General features: G+C 37.0%; 17 protein-coding genes. 8 read left to right on the top strand and 9 right to left on the bottom strand.

The features are described 5' to 3' along the window. Positions 1–9: 9 nt before the first annotated feature. Genes glmS through ABJQ32_12190 form a run of 3 tightly spaced genes read right to left on the bottom strand, consistent with a single transcriptional unit; the run spans position 10 to position 4,050 of the window. A complete protein-coding gene (gene glmS / locus ABJQ32_12200) occupies positions 10–1,848 on the bottom strand; it encodes a glutamine--fructose-6-phosphate transaminase (isomerizing) (protein ID MEP5290404.1) in 1,839 nt (612 codons plus the stop codon). Positions 1,849–1,868: 20 nt separating this feature from the next. Then, positions 1,869–3,203, bottom strand: a complete 1,335-nt coding sequence (locus ABJQ32_12195; GenBank protein ID MEP5290403.1) for a DUF4270 family protein — start codon at positions 3,201–3,203, stop codon at positions 1,869–1,871. Positions 3,204–3,240: 37 nt separating this feature from the next. Next, positions 3,241–4,050 (bottom strand): glycogen/starch synthase, encoded by an 810-nt coding sequence (locus ABJQ32_12190; GenBank protein MEP5290402.1) that lies wholly within the window; start codon positions 4,048–4,050, stop codon positions 3,241–3,243. 113 nt (positions 4,051–4,163) lie between these two features. Here ABJQ32_12190 and panC point away from each other — a divergent pair, with 113 nt between their 5' ends. The 4 genes from panC to ABJQ32_12170 all read left to right on the top strand — a co-directional run bounded on the left by panC (position 4,164) and on the right by ABJQ32_12170 (position 7,161). Then, entirely contained in the window at positions 4,164–5,015 is an 852-nt protein-coding gene (gene panC / locus ABJQ32_12185) for a pantoate--beta-alanine ligase (GenBank protein MEP5290401.1), read from the top strand. Between the two features lie 6 nt (positions 5,016–5,021). After that, entirely contained in the window at positions 5,022–5,372 is a 351-nt protein-coding gene (panD, locus tag ABJQ32_12180) for an aspartate 1-decarboxylase (GenBank protein ID MEP5290400.1), read from the top strand. 4 nt (positions 5,373–5,376) lie between these two features. Further along, the gene (locus tag ABJQ32_12175) at positions 5,377–6,363 is read left to right on the top strand and encodes a lysylphosphatidylglycerol synthase transmembrane domain-containing protein (GenBank protein ID MEP5290399.1); all 987 of its coding nucleotides are present in this window, start codon (positions 5,377–5,379) and stop codon (positions 6,361–6,363) included. A gap of 108 nt (positions 6,364–6,471) precedes the next feature. Beyond that, positions 6,472–7,161: a zinc metallopeptidase gene (locus tag ABJQ32_12170; GenBank protein ID MEP5290398.1), complete on the top strand. Its 690-nt coding sequence runs from the start codon at positions 6,472–6,474 to the stop codon at positions 7,159–7,161. Positions 7,162–7,314: 153 nt separating this feature from the next. Here ABJQ32_12170 and ABJQ32_12165 read toward each other — a convergent pair whose 3' ends face one another. Further along, complete coding sequence (locus tag ABJQ32_12165) at positions 7,315–7,554, bottom strand: hypothetical protein (protein ID MEP5290397.1); 240 nt, start codon at positions 7,552–7,554, stop codon at positions 7,315–7,317. 431 nt (positions 7,555–7,985) lie between these two features. Here ABJQ32_12165 and ABJQ32_12160 point away from each other — a divergent pair, with 431 nt between their 5' ends. Then, positions 7,986–8,309, top strand: a complete 324-nt coding sequence (locus ABJQ32_12160; GenBank protein ID MEP5290396.1) for a hypothetical protein — start codon at positions 7,986–7,988, stop codon at positions 8,307–8,309. Between the two features lie 527 nt (positions 8,310–8,836). Here the strand turns inward: ABJQ32_12160 and ABJQ32_12155 are convergent. Then, entirely contained in the window at positions 8,837–9,925 is a 1,089-nt protein-coding gene (locus ABJQ32_12155) for a hypothetical protein (GenBank protein ID MEP5290395.1), read from the bottom strand. Positions 9,926–10,420: 495 nt separating this feature from the next. On the opposite strand from ABJQ32_12155, the gene ABJQ32_12150 reads away from it, so the two are divergent. Both ABJQ32_12150 and ABJQ32_12145 read left to right on the top strand, forming a co-directional pair. Next, on the top strand, positions 10,421–11,560 hold the full coding sequence (locus tag ABJQ32_12150) for an acyl-CoA dehydrogenase (GenBank protein ID MEP5290394.1): 1,140 nt from the start codon (positions 10,421–10,423) through the stop codon (positions 11,558–11,560). Between the two features lie 114 nt (positions 11,561–11,674). After that, positions 11,675–12,589, top strand: coding sequence for an AraC family transcriptional regulator (locus tag ABJQ32_12145; GenBank protein ID MEP5290393.1), 915 nt, complete (start codon positions 11,675–11,677; stop codon positions 12,587–12,589). On the opposite strand, the gene ABJQ32_12140 is transcribed toward ABJQ32_12145, so the two are convergent. The 4 genes from ABJQ32_12140 to ABJQ32_12125 are packed head-to-tail and all read right to left on the bottom strand — an operon-like array spanning position 12,586 to position 16,192. Beyond that, positions 12,586–12,954, bottom strand: a complete 369-nt coding sequence (locus ABJQ32_12140; protein MEP5290392.1) for a hypothetical protein — start codon at positions 12,952–12,954, stop codon at positions 12,586–12,588. The two genes, ABJQ32_12145 and ABJQ32_12140, sit on opposite strands and share 4 nt — an antisense overlap. Beyond that, on the bottom strand, positions 12,932–13,291 hold the full coding sequence (locus tag ABJQ32_12135; GenBank protein MEP5290391.1) for a phage holin family protein: 360 nt from the start codon (positions 13,289–13,291) through the stop codon (positions 12,932–12,934). Before ABJQ32_12135 ends, ABJQ32_12140 begins: the two co-directional genes overlap by 23 nt. A gap of 22 nt (positions 13,292–13,313) precedes the next feature. After that, positions 13,314–14,477, bottom strand: coding sequence for a Na/Pi symporter (locus ABJQ32_12130; GenBank protein ID MEP5290390.1), 1,164 nt, complete (start codon positions 14,475–14,477; stop codon positions 13,314–13,316). After that, positions 14,474–16,192, bottom strand: a complete 1,719-nt coding sequence (locus ABJQ32_12125) for a Na/Pi cotransporter family protein (GenBank protein MEP5290389.1) — start codon at positions 16,190–16,192, stop codon at positions 14,474–14,476. Before ABJQ32_12125 ends, ABJQ32_12130 begins: the two co-directional genes overlap by 4 nt. A gap of 199 nt (positions 16,193–16,391) precedes the next feature. Here ABJQ32_12125 and ABJQ32_12120 point away from each other — a divergent pair, with 199 nt between their 5' ends. Continuing rightward, a complete protein-coding gene (locus ABJQ32_12120; GenBank protein ID MEP5290388.1) occupies positions 16,392–17,555 on the top strand; it encodes a porin in 1,164 nt (387 codons plus the stop codon). The last annotated feature ends 1 nt before the right edge of the window (position 17,556 follow it).

Here is a 17,556-nt window from a genome sequence, read left to right as displayed (position 1 = left end):
ATTATCAATTTATTCTACGGTAACAGATTTTGCCAAATTTCTTGGTTGATCCACATTTGCACCTCTAAGTACTGCGATATAGTAGCTGAGCAATTGAAGTGGAACAACTGATAAAAGTGGCATTAAAGATTCATGCGTCGATGGAACTTCTATCGTGAAATCAGCCATATCAGGAATTAAAGAATCACCCTCTGTTACAATAGCAATTACAATCCCTTTTCGAGCCTTTACCTCCTGAATATTAGAAACTATTTTATCGTAACTGCTATCACGAGTAGCAATGACAACAACGGGCATATTTTCATCAATAAGCGCTATCGGGCCATGCTTCATTTCTGCCGCAGGATACCCCTCAGCATGGATGTATGAAATTTCTTTGAGCTTAAGGGCGCCCTCTAGGGCGACAGGGAAATTATATCCTCGACCTAGATATAAGAAGTTTTTTGCATTCTTAAATAAATCAGAAACCTCTTCAATCTTATCACTTGATTTGAGAGCTTTTTCGACCTTATCAGGAATTAGGCTCAACTCTCTTATTAGCTCTTGATATTTGTTTTCAGTTATTGTTCCCTTACGATTTGCTGCTCTTAAGGCAATCATATATAATACTGTAAGCTGGGCAGTAAAAGCTTTGGTAGAAGCCACACCAATCTCAGGGCCAGCATGAAGATAAGCCCCTTCATGAGATATTCTTGAAATAGATGATCCTACAGTATTTACAACACCTAAAACTATTGCACCCTTACTTTTGGCTAACTCTATAGCAGCTAATGTGTCCGCAGTTTCTCCAGATTGAGATATTGCTAGTAGAATATCTCCTTCTTTGATAACTGGGTTTCTATATCGAAATTCTGAAGCATATTCAACTTCAACAGGGATTCTGCACAGGTCTTCGATGAGGTATTCAGCAACTAAGCCAGCGTGCCATGAAGTTCCACATGCCACGATGATGATTCTTTCGGCATTTACTAAGGCGTTGGAGTAATTTCGAATACCTCCTAATACCAGCTCTCCCGTATCGGCATTAAGTCTACCTCGCATACAATCAGCTATGGAGCGCGGTTGTTCGAAAATTTCTTTTAACATGAAATGTTCATAACCTCCTTTTTCGATTGCCTCCAGCTCTAAATCAAGTGTTTGTACATAAGGAGTCTGAGGTATGTCTTTCGAATCAGTAATGGTGAAGGAATCACCCTCCATGACAGCAATTTCTTCATCCTTTAGATAGATGACTTCATTCGTATGCTCAATGATCGGAGTAGCATCAGACGCTATGAAGAATTCACCTTTTCCTAGCCCTATTACGAGGGGACTACCTTTTCTAGCCGCGATTAATTTTTTGGGGTTGTCTTTTGAAATGATAGCAATGGCATATGCTCCAATAACTTTAGAAAGAGCAATCCTAAGGGCATCCTCTAATGAAACCTTTTCATTTTTTTTAATATCCTCAATGAAATTGACAAAGACTTCTGTGTCAGTTTCGCTTTTGAAAATATAGCCCTTTTGAGATAAATCCTCTTTAAGAGATCCGTAATTCTCAATGATTCCATTATGTATGAGTGCTAAGTCTCCACTATTGGATAGGTGAGGATGTGCATTAACATCGTTTGGTTCTCCATGTGTTGCCCATCTTGTGTGACCTATCCCAATATTTCCATCAAGGGCTTCTTCTTTCGTATAGTCTTTAAGATCCTGAACTTTTCCTTGCTTTTTATGAACGTCAATGTCGCCTTGACTGATCAGTGCGACCCCTGTGCTATCATACCCCCTGTATTCAAGTCGTTGTAATCCACTTATGATGATTGGGTAAGCTTGTTTAGGTCCAAGGTATCCTACTATTCCACACATTTTTGAAATTTATTTTGAAGTTAATTCACCTCTGTATAGTACAGCCTGAGTTTAATGCCGTCTTCTGCCAAGATAGTCCTATTTAATGTGACATCTATAGCACTTATTGTAACAAGGTCATTGATTGATCTAATCTCACCTGATGTTGGAATAAGAAAAGCCAAGCTGTCGGCTTTATTAAATTGATTATACAGCTGTTGGTAGAAAAGGGTAGAACTAATGAGAATATTTTCTTTACTGTCATTTAGTGTGCCTATCGCGGGGGCAGTCTGTAGATTCAGATATCCTGCATCGTTCATGACTATGTTCGCAAATGAGTTGGTGACTGTGGCAGGGCCAAAAATGCTATTGTCCTCTTTTCTGAGAAAGTTTATAAAGCTGACCAGAGTATCTCTATCGTTTTCACTTTCAAATTCAAAAGCCAATGTGGCATTGTTGATAAGGATATTTCCGTTTTCTCTAAAAAAATCTTCAAGTGGAGTAATGGAAAAAGCAGTACTAATGCCTGAGAGAGGATCAATTAATGTTTGGTTAGAGGCTAAATCAAAGTTCGCATTCTCAACTATACCATCAAAACTTGAACCTGTACGATCTCTATCTAAGTAGGAATAATTTTTACCTGTAAATCTAAAAGTTGTAAGGTATGTAGTGTCTTCAGCATCAGGGTCTGCGGGAGAGGAGTACATAATCAAACGTGAGGTGTCGCTAGCTAAATCCAAAGCTGCAATACTCTCTGAGGATGCTCCTGGAATTACTCCAAGAGATTGAAAAATAGTTGTTATTACCAACTGTGTCGAATCTGCAGTAATGTCACCTATTAAGTCGAAAAAAGAATTAGCGTAATCATCTTCTAATTTAATTCTATACAATGTGTCAAGCAAAGTATTGATTGTACTGGAGTATGTTCCAATTTCTGTTGCAGGTATTTGTTGTAGGTTTGATAGGTAAACTGCTGAGCTTTCAAGAGAGTCTTGAAGTTCTACTAATTTAAATTCCTGGAAGGAAGATCCGCTTTGAGGGATTACAGCGTTGGACTCAAATGTGACTATTATTGAGTCTAGTTGGAGTGTGTCTGGTGGGTTTGGTTCTCCTGAGGTTTGTCTTTTTCTTGGAAAAGGCCCTCCTTCGTATAAAAATTGAAAATATCCTTCTGCGTTTACAGAGCCGGTCAAGGGGTCATTAAAGGTGCCAACCAGAATTCTATTTTCACCGTCAGTCCTGAGACTATCAAGAAAAATATTGGTAGCCGGCAGAGTAAATTCTACAAATTTGACATTAGTATTTGATTCAAGCTCATAGTTTATTCCAAGATCTTGATTTGTTTCACAGCTTAAAAAAACCGGGATCAAAATCATTAATCCCGGTTTTATAATATTCTTAATTGAGAGCTTCTTAGCCAATAAGTTCATTGTATAAATTGTAGTAAGACTCCTCAAAATTTTCATCCTTTTCTATCGTATCCGTTTTCTTATCTCCTAAGTCAGAGATTAGCTTTTCGAAGCTATCTGTGTTCTCTTCCTTAGCATTGATTACTGCATCTGCATATTGCATGCCAAGCTTCACAAAACCATCATAATCTGCGGTTTTTAATGGATCCAGCATTTGATCGTCAATATCGATCATTTTTACCTTTTCAAGCAAGTCTGAACCGAATTTATGTGAAAAACGATTGTTATAAATTGTGAAAACAGTCTTAGAGTCCTTATAAATAGGGTCATTCTTGTAAGTCGTCTTTGTATAAAGAGGAATCAAACTTGTCATCCAATCATTGCAGTGAATAATATCAGGAGACCATCCCAATTTTTTCACCGTTTCTAGAACGCCTTTACAGAAGAATATTGCTCTTTCATCATTGTCTTCAAAGAAGTTATCTTCTTTATCAAAAAAGACTGATTTTCTGTAGAAGTAATCTTCATTATCAATGAAGTAAACTTGAAGTTTTGCATTTGGAATAGAAGCCACCTTAATTACGAGAGGCTTTTCTTCATCACCAACGGCAATATTTATTCCTGATAACCTTACGACTTCATGCAAGCGGTTTTTTCGCTCGTTTATAAGTCCGAATCTTGGAACTAAAATCCTAATTTCCATACCCCTTTCTTGCATAGCTTGGGGTAGCCTTCTCACAAATTCCGCTACTTCTGTGGTCTTGAGAAATGGATTGATCTCGCTTGCCACATAGAGGATTCTAATGTTTTCCATACTTGCTTTTGATTAAATTCTTGATGGGACTTTAAAAATGAGCACAAATTTACCATTTTTTTGATTTATTATCAACGCTTTCAATAAGTTAGCGAATTAAATCGATCTAGGCTATGCGCGTACTGAGCGCCAAAAAAGAACTTTCCGATATTGTTTCTTCTTACAAGAAAGAATCCAAAACCATTGGATTTGTGCCTACAATGGGAGCTTTGCATGAAGGTCATCTGGCACTTGTCAAGCGTTCGATCGAAGAAAATGATCGGACCATCGTTAGTATTTTTGTTAATCCACTGCAGTTTAATAGTGCCAAAGATTTAGCAAAATATCCACGAGTTTTAGAAGAGGATGTCCGATTGCTTGAAGGAAAGGGAGTAGATCTGGTTTTCGCACCCAGTGAAAAAGACCTCTATCCATCAAAGCAAATTGTAACGATTGATTTTGGAGATCTTTCTGAGATACTCGAAGGAAAATATCGACCGGATCATTTTGACGGAGTGGGAGTTATAGTAAGTAAACTGCTTCATTTGACACTTCCATCCAAGGCATATTTTGGATTAAAAGATTTGCAGCAATTTATTCTGATAAGAAGAATGTGTAAAGATCTAAGTTTTGCATGTCAAATTGTTGGTGTGGACACAGTAAGGGAAACTACAGGACTTGCAATGTCTTCAAGAAATAGGCAATTATCTGATCAGGGATTAAAAAATGCTACGGTTATTTATGAAGGTCTATCAAAAATGGGAAGTGGAATAGATTCTAGAAAAGACTTAAACGAGCTTTTGGAGGCTACAAAAAAAATGTATGAAGAGGCGGAGGGCTTTGATTTGGAATATCTTGAAGCGATAGACCCGTCAGATTTATCGACGGTAAGCACTTATCGATCATTAAATGAACTTGCAATATGTGTTGCCGGTTATGTAGAAGGGATAAGACTGATTGATAATTTATATTTGCGGCTCAAATAGGAGGGCATGTACATAGAGGTACTTAAATCGAAGATTCATAGAGTAAAAATCACAGAAGCTGAGCTTCATTATGTGGGTTCCATCACAATTGATGAGAACTTGATGGAAGCGGCGAATCTGATTGAGAACGAAAAAGTTCAGATCGTGAACATCAATAACGGTGAACGACTTGAAACATATGTTATCAAAGGAGCAAGAGGATCAGGGCAGATTTGCCTCAATGGACCAGCCGCTAGAAAGGCTCAGGTAGGTGATATTGTTATCATTATTTCGTATTGTTCATTAGATCAGCAGGAAGCAAAGAATCACGAGCCAATTGTCATATTTCCCGATGAAAAGAACCGTCTGGTTTCTTAATTAAATGTCTAAGACATTTATATCCATTTTAAAAGTCACAATAAGCGTTGGTTTAGCGTCCTTACTATTATACCTCGTATTTAGAAATATTGATTGGGTAGATTTTTGGGCAAGAGCGCAATCCGTAGACTACAGCTGGGTGATTGTTTCTATTATCCTTTCCATTGTGGCATATGTAGCAAGAGCTTACCGATGGAATATTTTGTTAGAGCCCTTAGGGTATAATTTAAAAACCTCCAGAACGACACTTGCTGTTTTGATTGGTTATTTGGCAAATTTGGCACTACCTCGATTGGGAGAAATAACGAGATGCGGTATTTTAAATAGGAATGATAAAGTTTCAATGCCTGTAGCGATTGGGAGCGTGGTTGCTGAGCGTGTGGTTGATATGCTTACGCTTTTAGTATTGATTTTTATCAGTTTAATTATTGAATCGGAAAGACTAATGACTTTTCTAAACCAGGCATACAAAGATTTAAATATTCCAAATTATGTGATTGGAATTGTCCTCATCTTGGGACTTTTAGGTATGTCTGTTTTGATTGTCTTCGTCAAAAGACAAGATCGGTTGAAAGGAAAATTCGCAGAATTGATTAAGGGGTTTATCAATGGGATTCTTTCCCTGAGAAAAATTAAGAGGCCCGTTGGTTTTTTAGTTTCAACTATGATACTGTGGCTTGTATATTTTCTCATGTCTTACATCATCGTTTTTTCTTTGCCTGAAACATCCCACCTTGGCATTGGAGCAGGTTTTATGCTTTTAGTTACTGGAGGTATAGCCATATCTCTTCCAGTACAGAGTGGTTTTGGAACTTATCACGGAATGATTGCAGGAATGCTGCTACTTTATTCAATTGATGAAACTACTGGCGTGTTTCTTGCGACTTTATTACATACATCACAAATAGTAGCGATAGCCTTATTTGGAACAATAGCTATAATAATTTCCTTTTTAATTCGTAGAGCTTCCGTTAAGAAAACGACAAATTGACATATATTGAAGTTGGCCTGAAAATGGTAGGAACATTTGAATTGGAATTATCGTATGCTCGATAATTGAAAAGTTGATTTATAAATAGCATTTGAAATAACGTATAATATGATATTAGTAATAATTATTGTTTTCATGATTGCTAGCTGGGCTGTTAGCACTCGACTGAAAAATAAGTTTAAGAAGTATTCTCAGGTGACATTAGGTTCTGGCTTGTCAGGACGTGAAATAGCTGAGTTAATGTTGAGAGATAATGGAATTCATGACGTAAGCGTTACATCTGTTCAAGGAAAGCTTACGGATCATTATAATCCAGCAAATAAAACGGTGAATCTTAGCGCGGATGTTTATAATGGACGTTCAGCTGCGGCAGCTGCCGTAGCGGCACACGAGTGTGGGCATGCTGTTCAGCACGCTAAAGCTTATAAATGGCTTGAGTTTAGGTCAGCAATGGTCCCAGTTCAAAATGTAAGCGCGAGGATTATCAATATCATCTTTATGGCGATGTTCTTTGGAGCGTTTCTATTGCCTCAGGTCATTCCTTTTGATCTGGCAATACTCGTAATCATAGGCTGCTATAGTGTTTTTACCTTATTTGCTTTCGTAACCTTACCGGTAGAATATGATGCCAGCAATAGAGCACTAGCATGGATAAAAGATCGAAACATTGTGGACGATAGAGAGCATGCAATGGCAAAGGATGCGTTGAATGCGGCAGCATCCACCTATCTGGTAGCAGCTCTTGGAGCTCTTGCAACTCTTCTTTACTATGTGATGATCTTCTTAGGGAGGGATTAAAAATCTTAAAAAAGAGCACAAAAAAAGGGAGCATTTGCTCCCTTTTTTTATTTCTACTACGTAGCTATTATCGCTGAACTTTTATGTCAATTTGTACATAATCAGTATTACTGAAATATTCACCTCATCTAAGCGTAGGTTGCACCTACGCTTTCATATCATTTCTATTTCTAATAGGTCATTCAAACCTGCATAATTTCTCGCACTACTGTACAAATAATCTTCTTCTTTTTCCACCCATCCAGCTCTCACTGGATTTTCATGAATGTAATTCATTTTACTATCTATCATTTCGTTGGAGGTCAATTCAACCGCATGATTTTCATGTGTCCAAAATTGCTTGTCTTTTACTCTCTTATTGAATTTTGCATGATAAGAAAATACGACTTTCATCCAGTCCTTTCTGCTCTCGATATTATTCTCATCAATGCTTTTCAATATTTGATTGGATGTAAACCTCTTAAAATCCCTAATTGTGTCCGAAAGCTTCTGAATTTGACCTTACAATTAGATGAACATGATTTGTCATAATAACATATGCATATACAACTAAATCTTTTTCCTTCATGCAATACCTTAAACTATCAATAACTATGTCTCGGTATATTTTTCTACTAAAAACATCCACCCAGCCTACAACCTGACATGTTAGAAAATGTGTTCCTCCCTGATCTTTGATTTGATAGCTTTCTGACATTTTTGTTATATATGTATGTTGCTATGAAAGCATCAAGATAGATAGGCATAGCTAAAACCTATGCCTAGTGATTTTTTCTATTTCACAAACTACGCTTAGTTAGAGAGAAGAAAACATTGAAAATATTGTGAGAGACTTTAAAAAATATACTTCTGTGGCATTGATCAAGCAAATTCAACAGAATACGCAAGAAAGCAGACGTGAATGGATGCTTTGGATGTTCAGAAAACTAGCGGAGAAAAGCAACAAACATCAGAAACATTGTTTTTGGCAAAACGAATACCACCCAATAGAATTGGCAGACAATCAGGTTATGCAACACAAACTGGATTATATCCATCAAAATCCAGTTATCGAGGGACTAGTTGATGAGGCTGAGCATTATCTGTACAGTAGCGCCAGAGATTATACTGGCGGAAAAGGACTGATTAATATTAGATTCATTGAATGAAAGGCACGGAAGTAACTTCCGCGCTAGGAGGGGTGCCAAAAGTCTACATAAACGTCATAGCTATCCTATGTAATAATAAGCACAAGTGGATACTTGCGCTAGGGGGTTTATAGGGGTGTTTGAGTTTCACAACTACTTGAAGATAAAAACCTCCCCCTAACCCCCTCACAGTGCTATTAAGTTAAGCAACAAAATATCCCTCTCATGGAGAGGGTTAGGGAGAGGACAAATAAGAAAGTCGCTTAGCTTAATAGCATTGAAACCCCTCATGAGGTTTACTTTGAAGTTTTGTGACTATAAAGAGACTTCCTATGTTTTGAAAACATAGGAAGTCTTATGAACCCAAGATTGCTCTGGAGAAAAGAGCTGATTAACAATAGATTCATTGAATGAAAAAGCACGGAAGTAACTTCCACGCTAGTCGGATGATAAGATGATTCGGACAATCTTCATTTAGCTCAATTGGAAACATCATGAAACAAAAAAAGGGAGCGAACGCTCCCTTTTGAATTTCTGTTAATTAGCTATTATCGCTGAACTTTTATGTCAATCTGCACATAATCACTTGCATCAAAATATTCTCCGTCACCATTTACATCAACTAAGGCATCTATTCGAATGACTCCAATTTTACCATATTGATCAAGGAAGGCAATTAGATCACCATCAGCATCAATAGGAATAGGTAGTGTTTGATCATTACTTGAAGTAGGCGTAAGGCTGATTGCACTCAAACTGCTTGTAGTAGTTGCACCATCAAAATCAAAATCGTCAGTGATATCTACAAAATACACCGTATTTAAATCAAAATCAGCAAGTTCTTCTTCAGTTAAGTTGCTTTCTACCAATTCTTCTAATGTAATTAATTCTTGATTTTCATCAAAGAACATCTGAGGCGAACCAGCAGCAGAGCTAAGCTGTGGTTCATTACCCTGAGCAGTGTATCCTATATCCCATAAATCGGAGGACTCAAATTCTTCTAGTTCATAGACCATACCATCAGCAGTAGAAACAAAACTTTCTGACATTAGATCAGCTGTTGGAGCAAACAATTGTACATCCGAGACCGAAATAAGTGGAGCATTAGGATTATCACCACTAAGCTGTATCGTTAATGTCATAGGTGGTGTCGCTTGTCTTTTTTCAACATCTCTGATATCTCCTTTGCCTGTAGTCGTCCAAAATTTGTAAACGATATCCTCACCGTCCATTGCGTTCAATCCGGTTGTTGGAATATCAAGGTTTACAGCAAACCCTTCTCCTTGAGCTCCATCAAGTTCTAATGAACCATCTGCTTTTTTATCTGCGCTAAAAGTAAATTCATATACTTCTTCTCCTTGACCAAATTCATCAACAGTTGCATATAGTCTTCTCATTGTGGCATCATCAGAACTGAATGTGATGAAAACATCAATGTTATTATCATCTACTTCAGTCAAAAATACTTCTGCTGAGAGTGAGTCTGTATCGGCAGAGTTTAATCTTGCATCAAATTCAGAGGTGGGATCTGGATCCGGGTCTCCTCCGAAGATTTCTTCTTCATCTCCTCCACAGCTAAACATAAATAGTAAAGACCCTAGAAGAGCGATCAGTGAGTAGTTCTTAAATTTTTTCATTTTTGTTTATTATTATCTATTTGTTTTTGAACGTCAAGTATCTAAGACACAAAAGTCTATCAATTGGTTTAAATAAGTAAGTTTTTTCTTTAAATTATTCAATTTGTTCAAGCCAGATGAACTACCAATATTAGCGCTGTGTTTTATTTTTTTTCATGATATTCGTTTAATCGACTTATTACAGGGTTGAATGTATTGATTTCAACGTTCGATCTTCCTTTTTTAATCGCAGCTTGATAGCCCATTAGGTTTAACTCCCCAACTCTTGAGGCGAGAGAACTCATGTTAATTTAAGGCTGATCAAACAACTGTGTTTAGAAAGAAGTTATTCTGCATGCATAACAATTAATATATTTGCGGCCCATTCAAAATTTTAACCTGAAACATATGAAATGAGCATAAGTGGCAAGCATACCTAACCAAGGATGAATGTTGTTAATGTGAATTCCCGTTTCGGCGGACCGATGTGACCATTGAAAATAAATTAACATACACATGAATTTTAATTTTACTGAGGAACAATTAGCAGTTAGAGACGCAGCAAGAGATTTTGCTCAAAAAGAACTTCTACCGGGAGTGATAGAAAGAGATGAAAAACAACAATTCCCGGCAGAGCAGATAAAACAATTAGGAGAACTTGGCTTCATGGGTATGATGGTTAATCCTAAATATGGAGGGAGTGGAATGGATACAGTTTCCTATGTGCTTGCCATGGAAGAAATATCTAAAGTGGATGCTTCTACTTCTGTTTGCATGTCAGTTAATAATTCGTTGGTGTGTTGGGGGCTTGAAAAATTTGGAACAGAAGAACAGAAAGAAAAATATTTGAAGCCTCTGGCGAGCGGACAGAAAATTGGAGCGTTTTGTTTATCGGAACCAGAAGCAGGATCTGATGCTACTTCACAAAGAACAACGGCTGAAGATAAAGGAGATCATTATCTTTTGAATGGAACAAAAAACTGGATTACAAACGGAAATTCAGCTTCTTACTATATAGTAATGGCTCAGACAGATGCTGAAAAGAAGCATAAAGGAATTAACGCCATTATTGTTGAAAAAGGAATGGAAGGGTTTACGGTAGGCAAAAAGGAAGATAAATTAGGTATTAGGGGAAGTGATACGCATTCACTCATGTTTCAAGATGTAAAAGTTCCTAAAGCTAATAGGATAGGTGATGATGGTTTTGGTTTTACGTTCGCCATGAGTGTTTTGAATGGCGGAAGGATAGGTATTGCTTCTCAAGCATTGGGAATAGCATCTGGAGCGATGGAATTAGCTCTGAACTACTCACAAGAAAGAAAAGCTTTTGGAGTCGAAATTTCAAAGCATCAGGCCATACAGTTTAAGCTTGCTGATATGGCGACACAAATCGAAGCAGCAAGATTACTTTGCTTAAAAGCAGCTCAAAAGAAAGATGCTGGTGAGGACTTCTCTCAGGAAGGAGCTATGGCTAAGCTATTCGCTTCGGAAGTAGCGATGAAACAGACTGTGGAAGCTGTGCAAATACATGGTGGATATGGGTATGTGAAAGAGTATCATGTTGAGCGATTAATGAGAGATGCCAAGATTACTCAGATTTATGAAGGCACCTCTGAAATACAGCGTATTGTTATTTCGAGAAATTTATTAAAATAGTTCAATAGTCAAAGTCCTACTCTTCTTTCATTTATTAGGTTTTGAGGATGAATATTATTAGATTCGTCCTATTATTTTACTATCTATTGGTAGATTAACCAGCTTTAATTATAAATGGAAGACTACAACAAGATCATAGAATCCTTAGAGATTAGATATGTAAAGGCTAAAAATATTAATATTTTGAAGCCTGTTACAATTGATAATAACTATGAAGTAGAGAATTATCTACTATTGGTTACCGGTGGGGAGATTAAATATGGTAAGGATAAAGAAACTGCGACTGAGGGTGATGTAATCTTTATACCGGGCGGTAGGCCGATATCCATGAGCTATGGCTCGGGATCTCCAACAGTGCTTTCCAAAGATGATTTTCTTACGAATAAAGATCAGTTTCTAAAATCATTTGGCGAGCATTCGACTAGTAATGAACACTACAGTTATGTCGCTTTTGATGCCAAGGCATTCGATTCAGTTAATTTTTTCTCATCACTTGATATTCCATGTTTTAAGATTGAGGAAAACTATAAGTTGGCGGGTTTAATCAAACAAATAAATGATGAAGTAAAGGCAAGTATGCCTGGGCGAGACCGTATTGTAAAAGTATTGACTGAGAATATGACTATCGAGCTGATTCGATATATTCTTAACAATAGCTTGTTCGTGGAAAAACTTGCCACGAACAGCACCTATTTTAAAGATCCTCGTCTGATAGATATATTCACATTTATTAAGGAGAATCTAGCCGAGGACTTATCTAATAAGATTTTAGCAAACGTTGCTAATGTCTCTGAAGATTATGTAGGACAGTATTTTAAAATGTTGACCGGAATTAATCCTCAAGATTATATCGAATATCAGCGAATGGAAGCTGCTGTAAACCTTTTACGTACAAGCAAGAAAAGTATCAGAGACATAGGAAAAGAAGTAGGGTATAAGGATACCGCCTATTTCTGTAGAAGATTTAAGATGATGTTTGGTATTCCGGCAGGTAAAATGAGAAGAAGAGAGTCGTTAATGAACGTCTAGTTTTCTTCAATTTTGTTTTCTTGTTCTGAACTCATCATATCCCTGTCATCTTCCTTTCCATCAAAAAAACCACTTAACAGTTTTTCAAAGTAAGGAACAGCCAAAGCTGTTAGTCTCGAAGATACCCCACCGGATTCTTTGTCCTTTTTCTTACGCTTTTTTGGTTTTTTTTCATCCTCATCGGCAAAAGCATTGAAAATCCAATATCCTGCGAGCGCCACCAAGCCGGCGATTAGTGCTATTTTCCCGACGCTCTTTACTTTATCCTTTATTTCATCCGAGTCACTGCTAAGCTGTAGCTTTAATTTTTCTTCTCTTTCAGAAAGGGATTTTACTTGATCTTCAATGGTTCCTTTTTTGCTCATATTTTGCCTCTTCTAATTTTACAATTGCTTTTTCTATCAACTTTTGAAGTCTTCTGGATTTAACTAAAAAGAAGACAACTATGATCACCAGTAGATATCCTCCCGCTATAATTAAATATCCTAAGTAAGTGCTTTCAAGGCCTATATTTATCAATTCAGCTATTGCAAAGCTCAAAAAGAAGAGAAAGAAAAGAGATAGGAATCCGATGAATGAAATTGCGATTACTCCAGAGAGCATACTTGCGATACGCGCAATTATCCTAAGTTTAATCTGTTCGGTTTTGATTTCAATAAACTCAACGATATTATCAATCACCTTTCTTGTTGAAGATGCCATACTAGCTATGTTTATTACAAAGCTAATCTTCTATAGTTATTTCTACCGGATCTGACGTTTTTTCAGCTGTTTGCGAAAGGTATATCAATGTAAAAGGTAGTAGGAAAAAAGCTATTAGAATATACGCAAAGCCTACAAGACGAATGTTCATGGTAATTATTCCCATTTTTTTGGCTAGATATATTGGCAAATTGGACATATAAGGAATTATAAAAAAGAGAATTACTCCACTTAAATTGAAAAGCAGATGTACAATAGCTAGGCTGATAGCTGCTTCTGATTGAAAAATTGCAGCTAAAAGAGCTGTAATTGTAGTACCAATGTTGGCACCCATGATAAATTGAAAAGCCTTTTTGATTTTTACTTTCCCAGTAGCTACCAGAGGAACAATGAGTGATGTAGTTAATGAGCTTGATTGGGCTATTGAAGTTATAATTAGTCCCCAGCCAAATGCTCGATACTTATTTTTGAATACTACATTTTCAAAACGGTCCTTGGTTCTTCCAATCAGGATTTTGTATAGCCATTTTGATATGAACTTAATGCACGTAAAGAGAAGTGCAATTCCTATCAAAAGTGCAACGATAGGTCCCAATTTAGAAACAATCCATTCAGTAGAATTTTCGAATATAGAAGTAAATCCATAACCTGAGGAGCGCTCAATTCCAGACTTTCCTGTGATGTGAATACCTGATGAAATATATCCACTCAATTTTTCAAGTATCCGATAATTTACCTCTAATGGGAATAGCAGCAATGCTGTTAAAATGTTAAAAAAATCATGTGATGTACCCGCTGCTACTGCTTTCCTAAACTCTTTCTGCTTAGATATGTAGCTCATGGAGATGATTGTGCTGGTGATGGTGGTTCCAATATTTGCACCAAGTACAATTGGTATAGCATTTTGAAGACTAATTGCTCCAGAAGCCACTGTTGCCACGGTTATTGAAGTAGTTGTAGAGCTACTTTGAAGTAGAGCAGTAGATAATAATCCTATAAACAATCCTATAAATGGATTGGCTGTTACTACGGAGATGCTATCAGTCATGCCACCAGTTAACTCCCCAATGGAGATTCCCATCAACTCTATTGATAGTAAGAATACTAGAATTGAGATGACAATGACTATTATGGTTTGATAACTACGTTTTCCCATGTCAGGAGACAAGAGTAAGTTGCTTATCATTCTGATTCCAATTCTTCTTTCAGTTCACGTTCCTTTTCGCCTGTCATTGCTTCAGAAACATTAATGGCATGATCTCCCACCTTTTCGCAGAGGTGAAATAGGTCCTTATACCAGCCATCTCTTTGCGGATCGTACTTATCCTTTTTGATATCTTTTGTTAAATCCTTTCTTAATTCATTTCTCAAGGCATCAATTTTCTCTTCTATAATCATAGCTGGCTCTAAGGAATTATTTGTTTCAACAGAGTCAAGGTTTCCATGCATAATTTTGAGTGCTTCATCGATGAGCATCATCATGTCCTGAAGGTTTTTCACTTGCTTGCTCTTGAATTTCTTTTCGCTTTTCAGGATTCGCTCAATATCTCGGGACATCTGGAAAAATATATCTCCTATACGCTCCAGATCATTAACGGAACTTAAAAGGCTCGTTACTTTAATAGAGCTTCTATTACTCAACGTACCATTAGATGAAACTTTCATCAAATATTCTCCAATTTCTTGTTCCATTCGGTCAGTTATAATTTCATAATCTCGAATCTTCTTCAGGAGTTTCTTTTGTTTTTTAGGCTTATCTTCTATTATTAGATTCTGAAATTGTTTGGACATTTTCTGGGTCATTTCACCCATTCGGACAGTCTCTTTTCTAGCTTCTTCAATTGATAGCTCAGAAGTGTTCATCATACCCGTGCTGATGTATTCCAATGAGAACTCATCCTCTCCAGTAGACTTAATAGCTTTCGTTACAGTTTTTGCAATGAAATTCACAAACCATATAAGAAATAAAGTATTGAGAATATTAAACGTTGAGTGAAATATTGAGAGTGCTATTGGAATGCTAGTTGCAGATGCGAAAGGGGAATTTGAGCCACTTGAAACCAAATACCAATCTACAAGATTTAATGCTGGTCGAATTAAGATTAGAATCCAAAGAACACCAAATATATTAAATATCAAATGCGATAGCGCTGCTCGTTTTGCGTGAACATTTCCAACAAGTGCTGCAAGGTTTGCAGTAATTGTTGTTCCAACGTTTTCACCTAGAACCATTGCCGCTGCAAGTTCAAATGGAATCCATCCATTATTGGCCATTACCAATGTAAGAGCCATTGCAGCACTCGAAGATTGTACAATTACAGTAAGGCCTGTGCCTATTAGAACAAATAGTAAAATTGAAAGGTAGCCTAAGTCGGTATATCGACTAAGAAATTCTAGAATTTCAGGATTTGCCTTGAGATCTGGAACTGAATCCTTTAAGAGAGCTAGTCCCATGAATAATAGGGCGAAACCAACTAAAACTTCACCCCAGAATTTCAGCTTATCTCGATTGAAAAACATCAATGGAAAACCCAGAGCAATTATTGGAAGTGCGTAGCTAGCTATTTTTACTTTAAATCCAACAATGGAAATTAGCCATGCGGTTATGGTTGTGCCAATGTTGGCACCCATAATGACTCCAATTGATTCTGTGAGCGACAGTAGTCCTGCATTTACGAAGCTTACGACCAACACTGTAGTAGCTGAAGAAGATTGAACGAGACTTGTAATGGTAAACCCAGTGAAAACACCTTTAAATCGATTGGAAGTCATCGAACTAAGGATGCTTCGCATTTTGGCACCTGCTACTTTTTGTATCCCCTCACTCATTACTTTCATCCCGTAAATGAAAAAGCCAAGAGCTCCAAGCAGGTTTAGCAGTTCAAATAATCCGTATTCCATAGTATTTCAATTGTTGCTGCAAAGGTAGAAGACTAATGTGTTGTCAGTATTATGCTAATATTTAATAAATGAGATCATCTATATTTTTGATAATCAGGCGATTAAAATATCACACGATTAATTAATCATGCATTACAAGAATTCTATTTAATCTATAGTTAATATTTGGTTAACATTGTGAGTTATAGAAAATGCTGGTATGAAAAAAATCTACTCTACACTACTTTTTTCAACCTGTATACTTATTCATATTCAAGCTCAGGAAGCTGTTTCAAGTTCTTGGGGTAAAAGACTGAATCTAGTTGCTAAGGACTCAACCTTTGCTATGAAGTTCGGGTTCAGATTCCAAACACTATATGATGGAAGGTACAACCTTGACACGGACGATTATGAAGATGCGCTTCTTGTGAGAAGAATGCGACTAAAATTCGATGGGTGGGCCATAGATCCAAGTATCGTTTACAAACTTGAACTCGCGATATCTAATAGAGACCAAAGAAGTGGACATGCGGATGAGTTTGGAAATACCGCTAATATAGTTTTGGATGCTGTTGTGAAATGGAAGTTTACGAATAATTGGCAGGTTTGGTACGGACAAACAAAATTACCTGGAAATAGAGAACGAGTTATCTCCTCTCAAGACCTACAATTCGTAGATCGGAGTTTGGTGAATTCCAGATATAACCTTGATCGTGATGTTGGAGTCCAATTGCGGCATAAGAGTTCTAACGATAAATTCAAGCAGATGCTTGCAATTTCTATGGGGCAGGGCCGGAATGTGATTGATAGAAATCCTGGAGGAGGCCACCAGCTCACAGGAAGGCTAGAGTTTCTTCCGATGGGGAGCTTTACAGGTAAGGGAGATTATTTTGGATCAGATTTAAAAAGAGAATCATCTCCAAAGTTATCAATAGGTATAACCGGTGATTTAAATATAAAAGCATCTCGCTCTAGAGGAAATCTCGGTGGTTTTTTAGTTGATAGTGTGGGTGAGTATACATCAAGTGATCTTAAGTCTTTCATTGCAGATATGATGTTTAAATACAATGGAATATCAGCAATGTCTGAATTCGTGAAACGAAGTTCCAATGACAATACTGGAATCTATGGGACAGGAACAGGTTTTGTATTTCAAGCAGGTTATCTATTTTCGTCTAATTGGGAGATTGCTGGAAGATTTACCAACATAGATGCTGATGCTGTTCAAACCGTTTTTGCGGATCAAAAAGAGTACACATTGGGTATCTCTAGGTATATATCTGGCCATGACTTAAAATTTCAAAGCGACATCAGCTATCAGACATTTCCTGGCCAAACCACGGAATATCTAGTATTCAGATTTCAAACAGAAATTGCTTTATAGA

Origin of the sequence: Marinobacter alexandrii, from assembly GCA_039984955.1 — a bacterium.
Classification (GTDB): Bacteria; Bacteroidota; Bacteroidia; order Cytophagales; family Cyclobacteriaceae; genus Ekhidna.
This window is presented reverse-complemented; position numbering and strand designations above follow the sequence as displayed.

Bases quoted from the DNA above. Each gene is read 5' to 3' on its own strand.
- ABJQ32_12135 (MEP5290391.1), bottom strand. From the start codon at position 13,291: ATGGCATCTTCAACAAGAAAGGTGATTGATAATATCGTTGAGTTTATT.
- ABJQ32_12170 (MEP5290398.1), top strand. From the start codon at position 6,472: ATGATATTAGTAATAATTATTGTTTTCATGATTGCTAGCTGGGCTGTT.
- ABJQ32_12175 (MEP5290399.1), top strand. From the start codon at position 5,377: ATGTCTAAGACATTTATATCCATTTTAAAAGTCACAATAAGCGTTGGT.
- panC (MEP5290401.1), top strand. From the start codon at position 4,164: ATGCGCGTACTGAGCGCCAAAAAAGAACTTTCCGATATTGTTTCTTCT.
- ABJQ32_12190 (MEP5290402.1), bottom strand. From the start codon at position 4,050: ATGGAAAACATTAGAATCCTCTATGTGGCAAGCGAGATCAATCCATTT.
- ABJQ32_12145 (MEP5290393.1), top strand. From the start codon at position 11,675: ATGGAAGACTACAACAAGATCATAGAATCCTTAGAGATTAGATATGTA.
- ABJQ32_12155 (MEP5290395.1), bottom strand. From the start codon at position 9,925: ATGAAAAAATTTAAGAACTACTCACTGATCGCTCTTCTAGGGTCTTTA.
- ABJQ32_12125 (MEP5290389.1), bottom strand. From the start codon at position 16,192: ATGGAATACGGATTATTTGAACTGCTAAACCTGCTTGGAGCTCTTGGC.
- ABJQ32_12150 (MEP5290394.1), top strand. From the start codon at position 10,421: ATGAATTTTAATTTTACTGAGGAACAATTAGCAGTTAGAGACGCAGCA.
- ABJQ32_12140 (MEP5290392.1), bottom strand. From the start codon at position 12,954: ATGAGCAAAAAAGGAACCATTGAAGATCAAGTAAAATCCCTTTCTGAA.
- panD (MEP5290400.1), top strand. From the start codon at position 5,022: ATGTACATAGAGGTACTTAAATCGAAGATTCATAGAGTAAAAATCACA.
- ABJQ32_12195 (MEP5290403.1), bottom strand. From the start codon at position 3,203: ATGATTTTGATCCCGGTTTTTTTAAGCTGTGAAACAAATCAAGATCTT.
- ABJQ32_12165 (MEP5290397.1), bottom strand. From the start codon at position 7,554: ATGAAAGTCGTATTTTCTTATCATGCAAAATTCAATAAGAGAGTAAAA.
- ABJQ32_12120 (MEP5290388.1), top strand. From the start codon at position 16,392: ATGAAAAAAATCTACTCTACACTACTTTTTTCAACCTGTATACTTATT.
- ABJQ32_12130 (MEP5290390.1), bottom strand. From the start codon at position 14,477: ATGATAAGCAACTTACTCTTGTCTCCTGACATGGGAAAACGTAGTTAT.
- glmS (MEP5290404.1), bottom strand. From the start codon at position 1,848: ATGTGTGGAATAGTAGGATACCTTGGACCTAAACAAGCTTACCCAATC.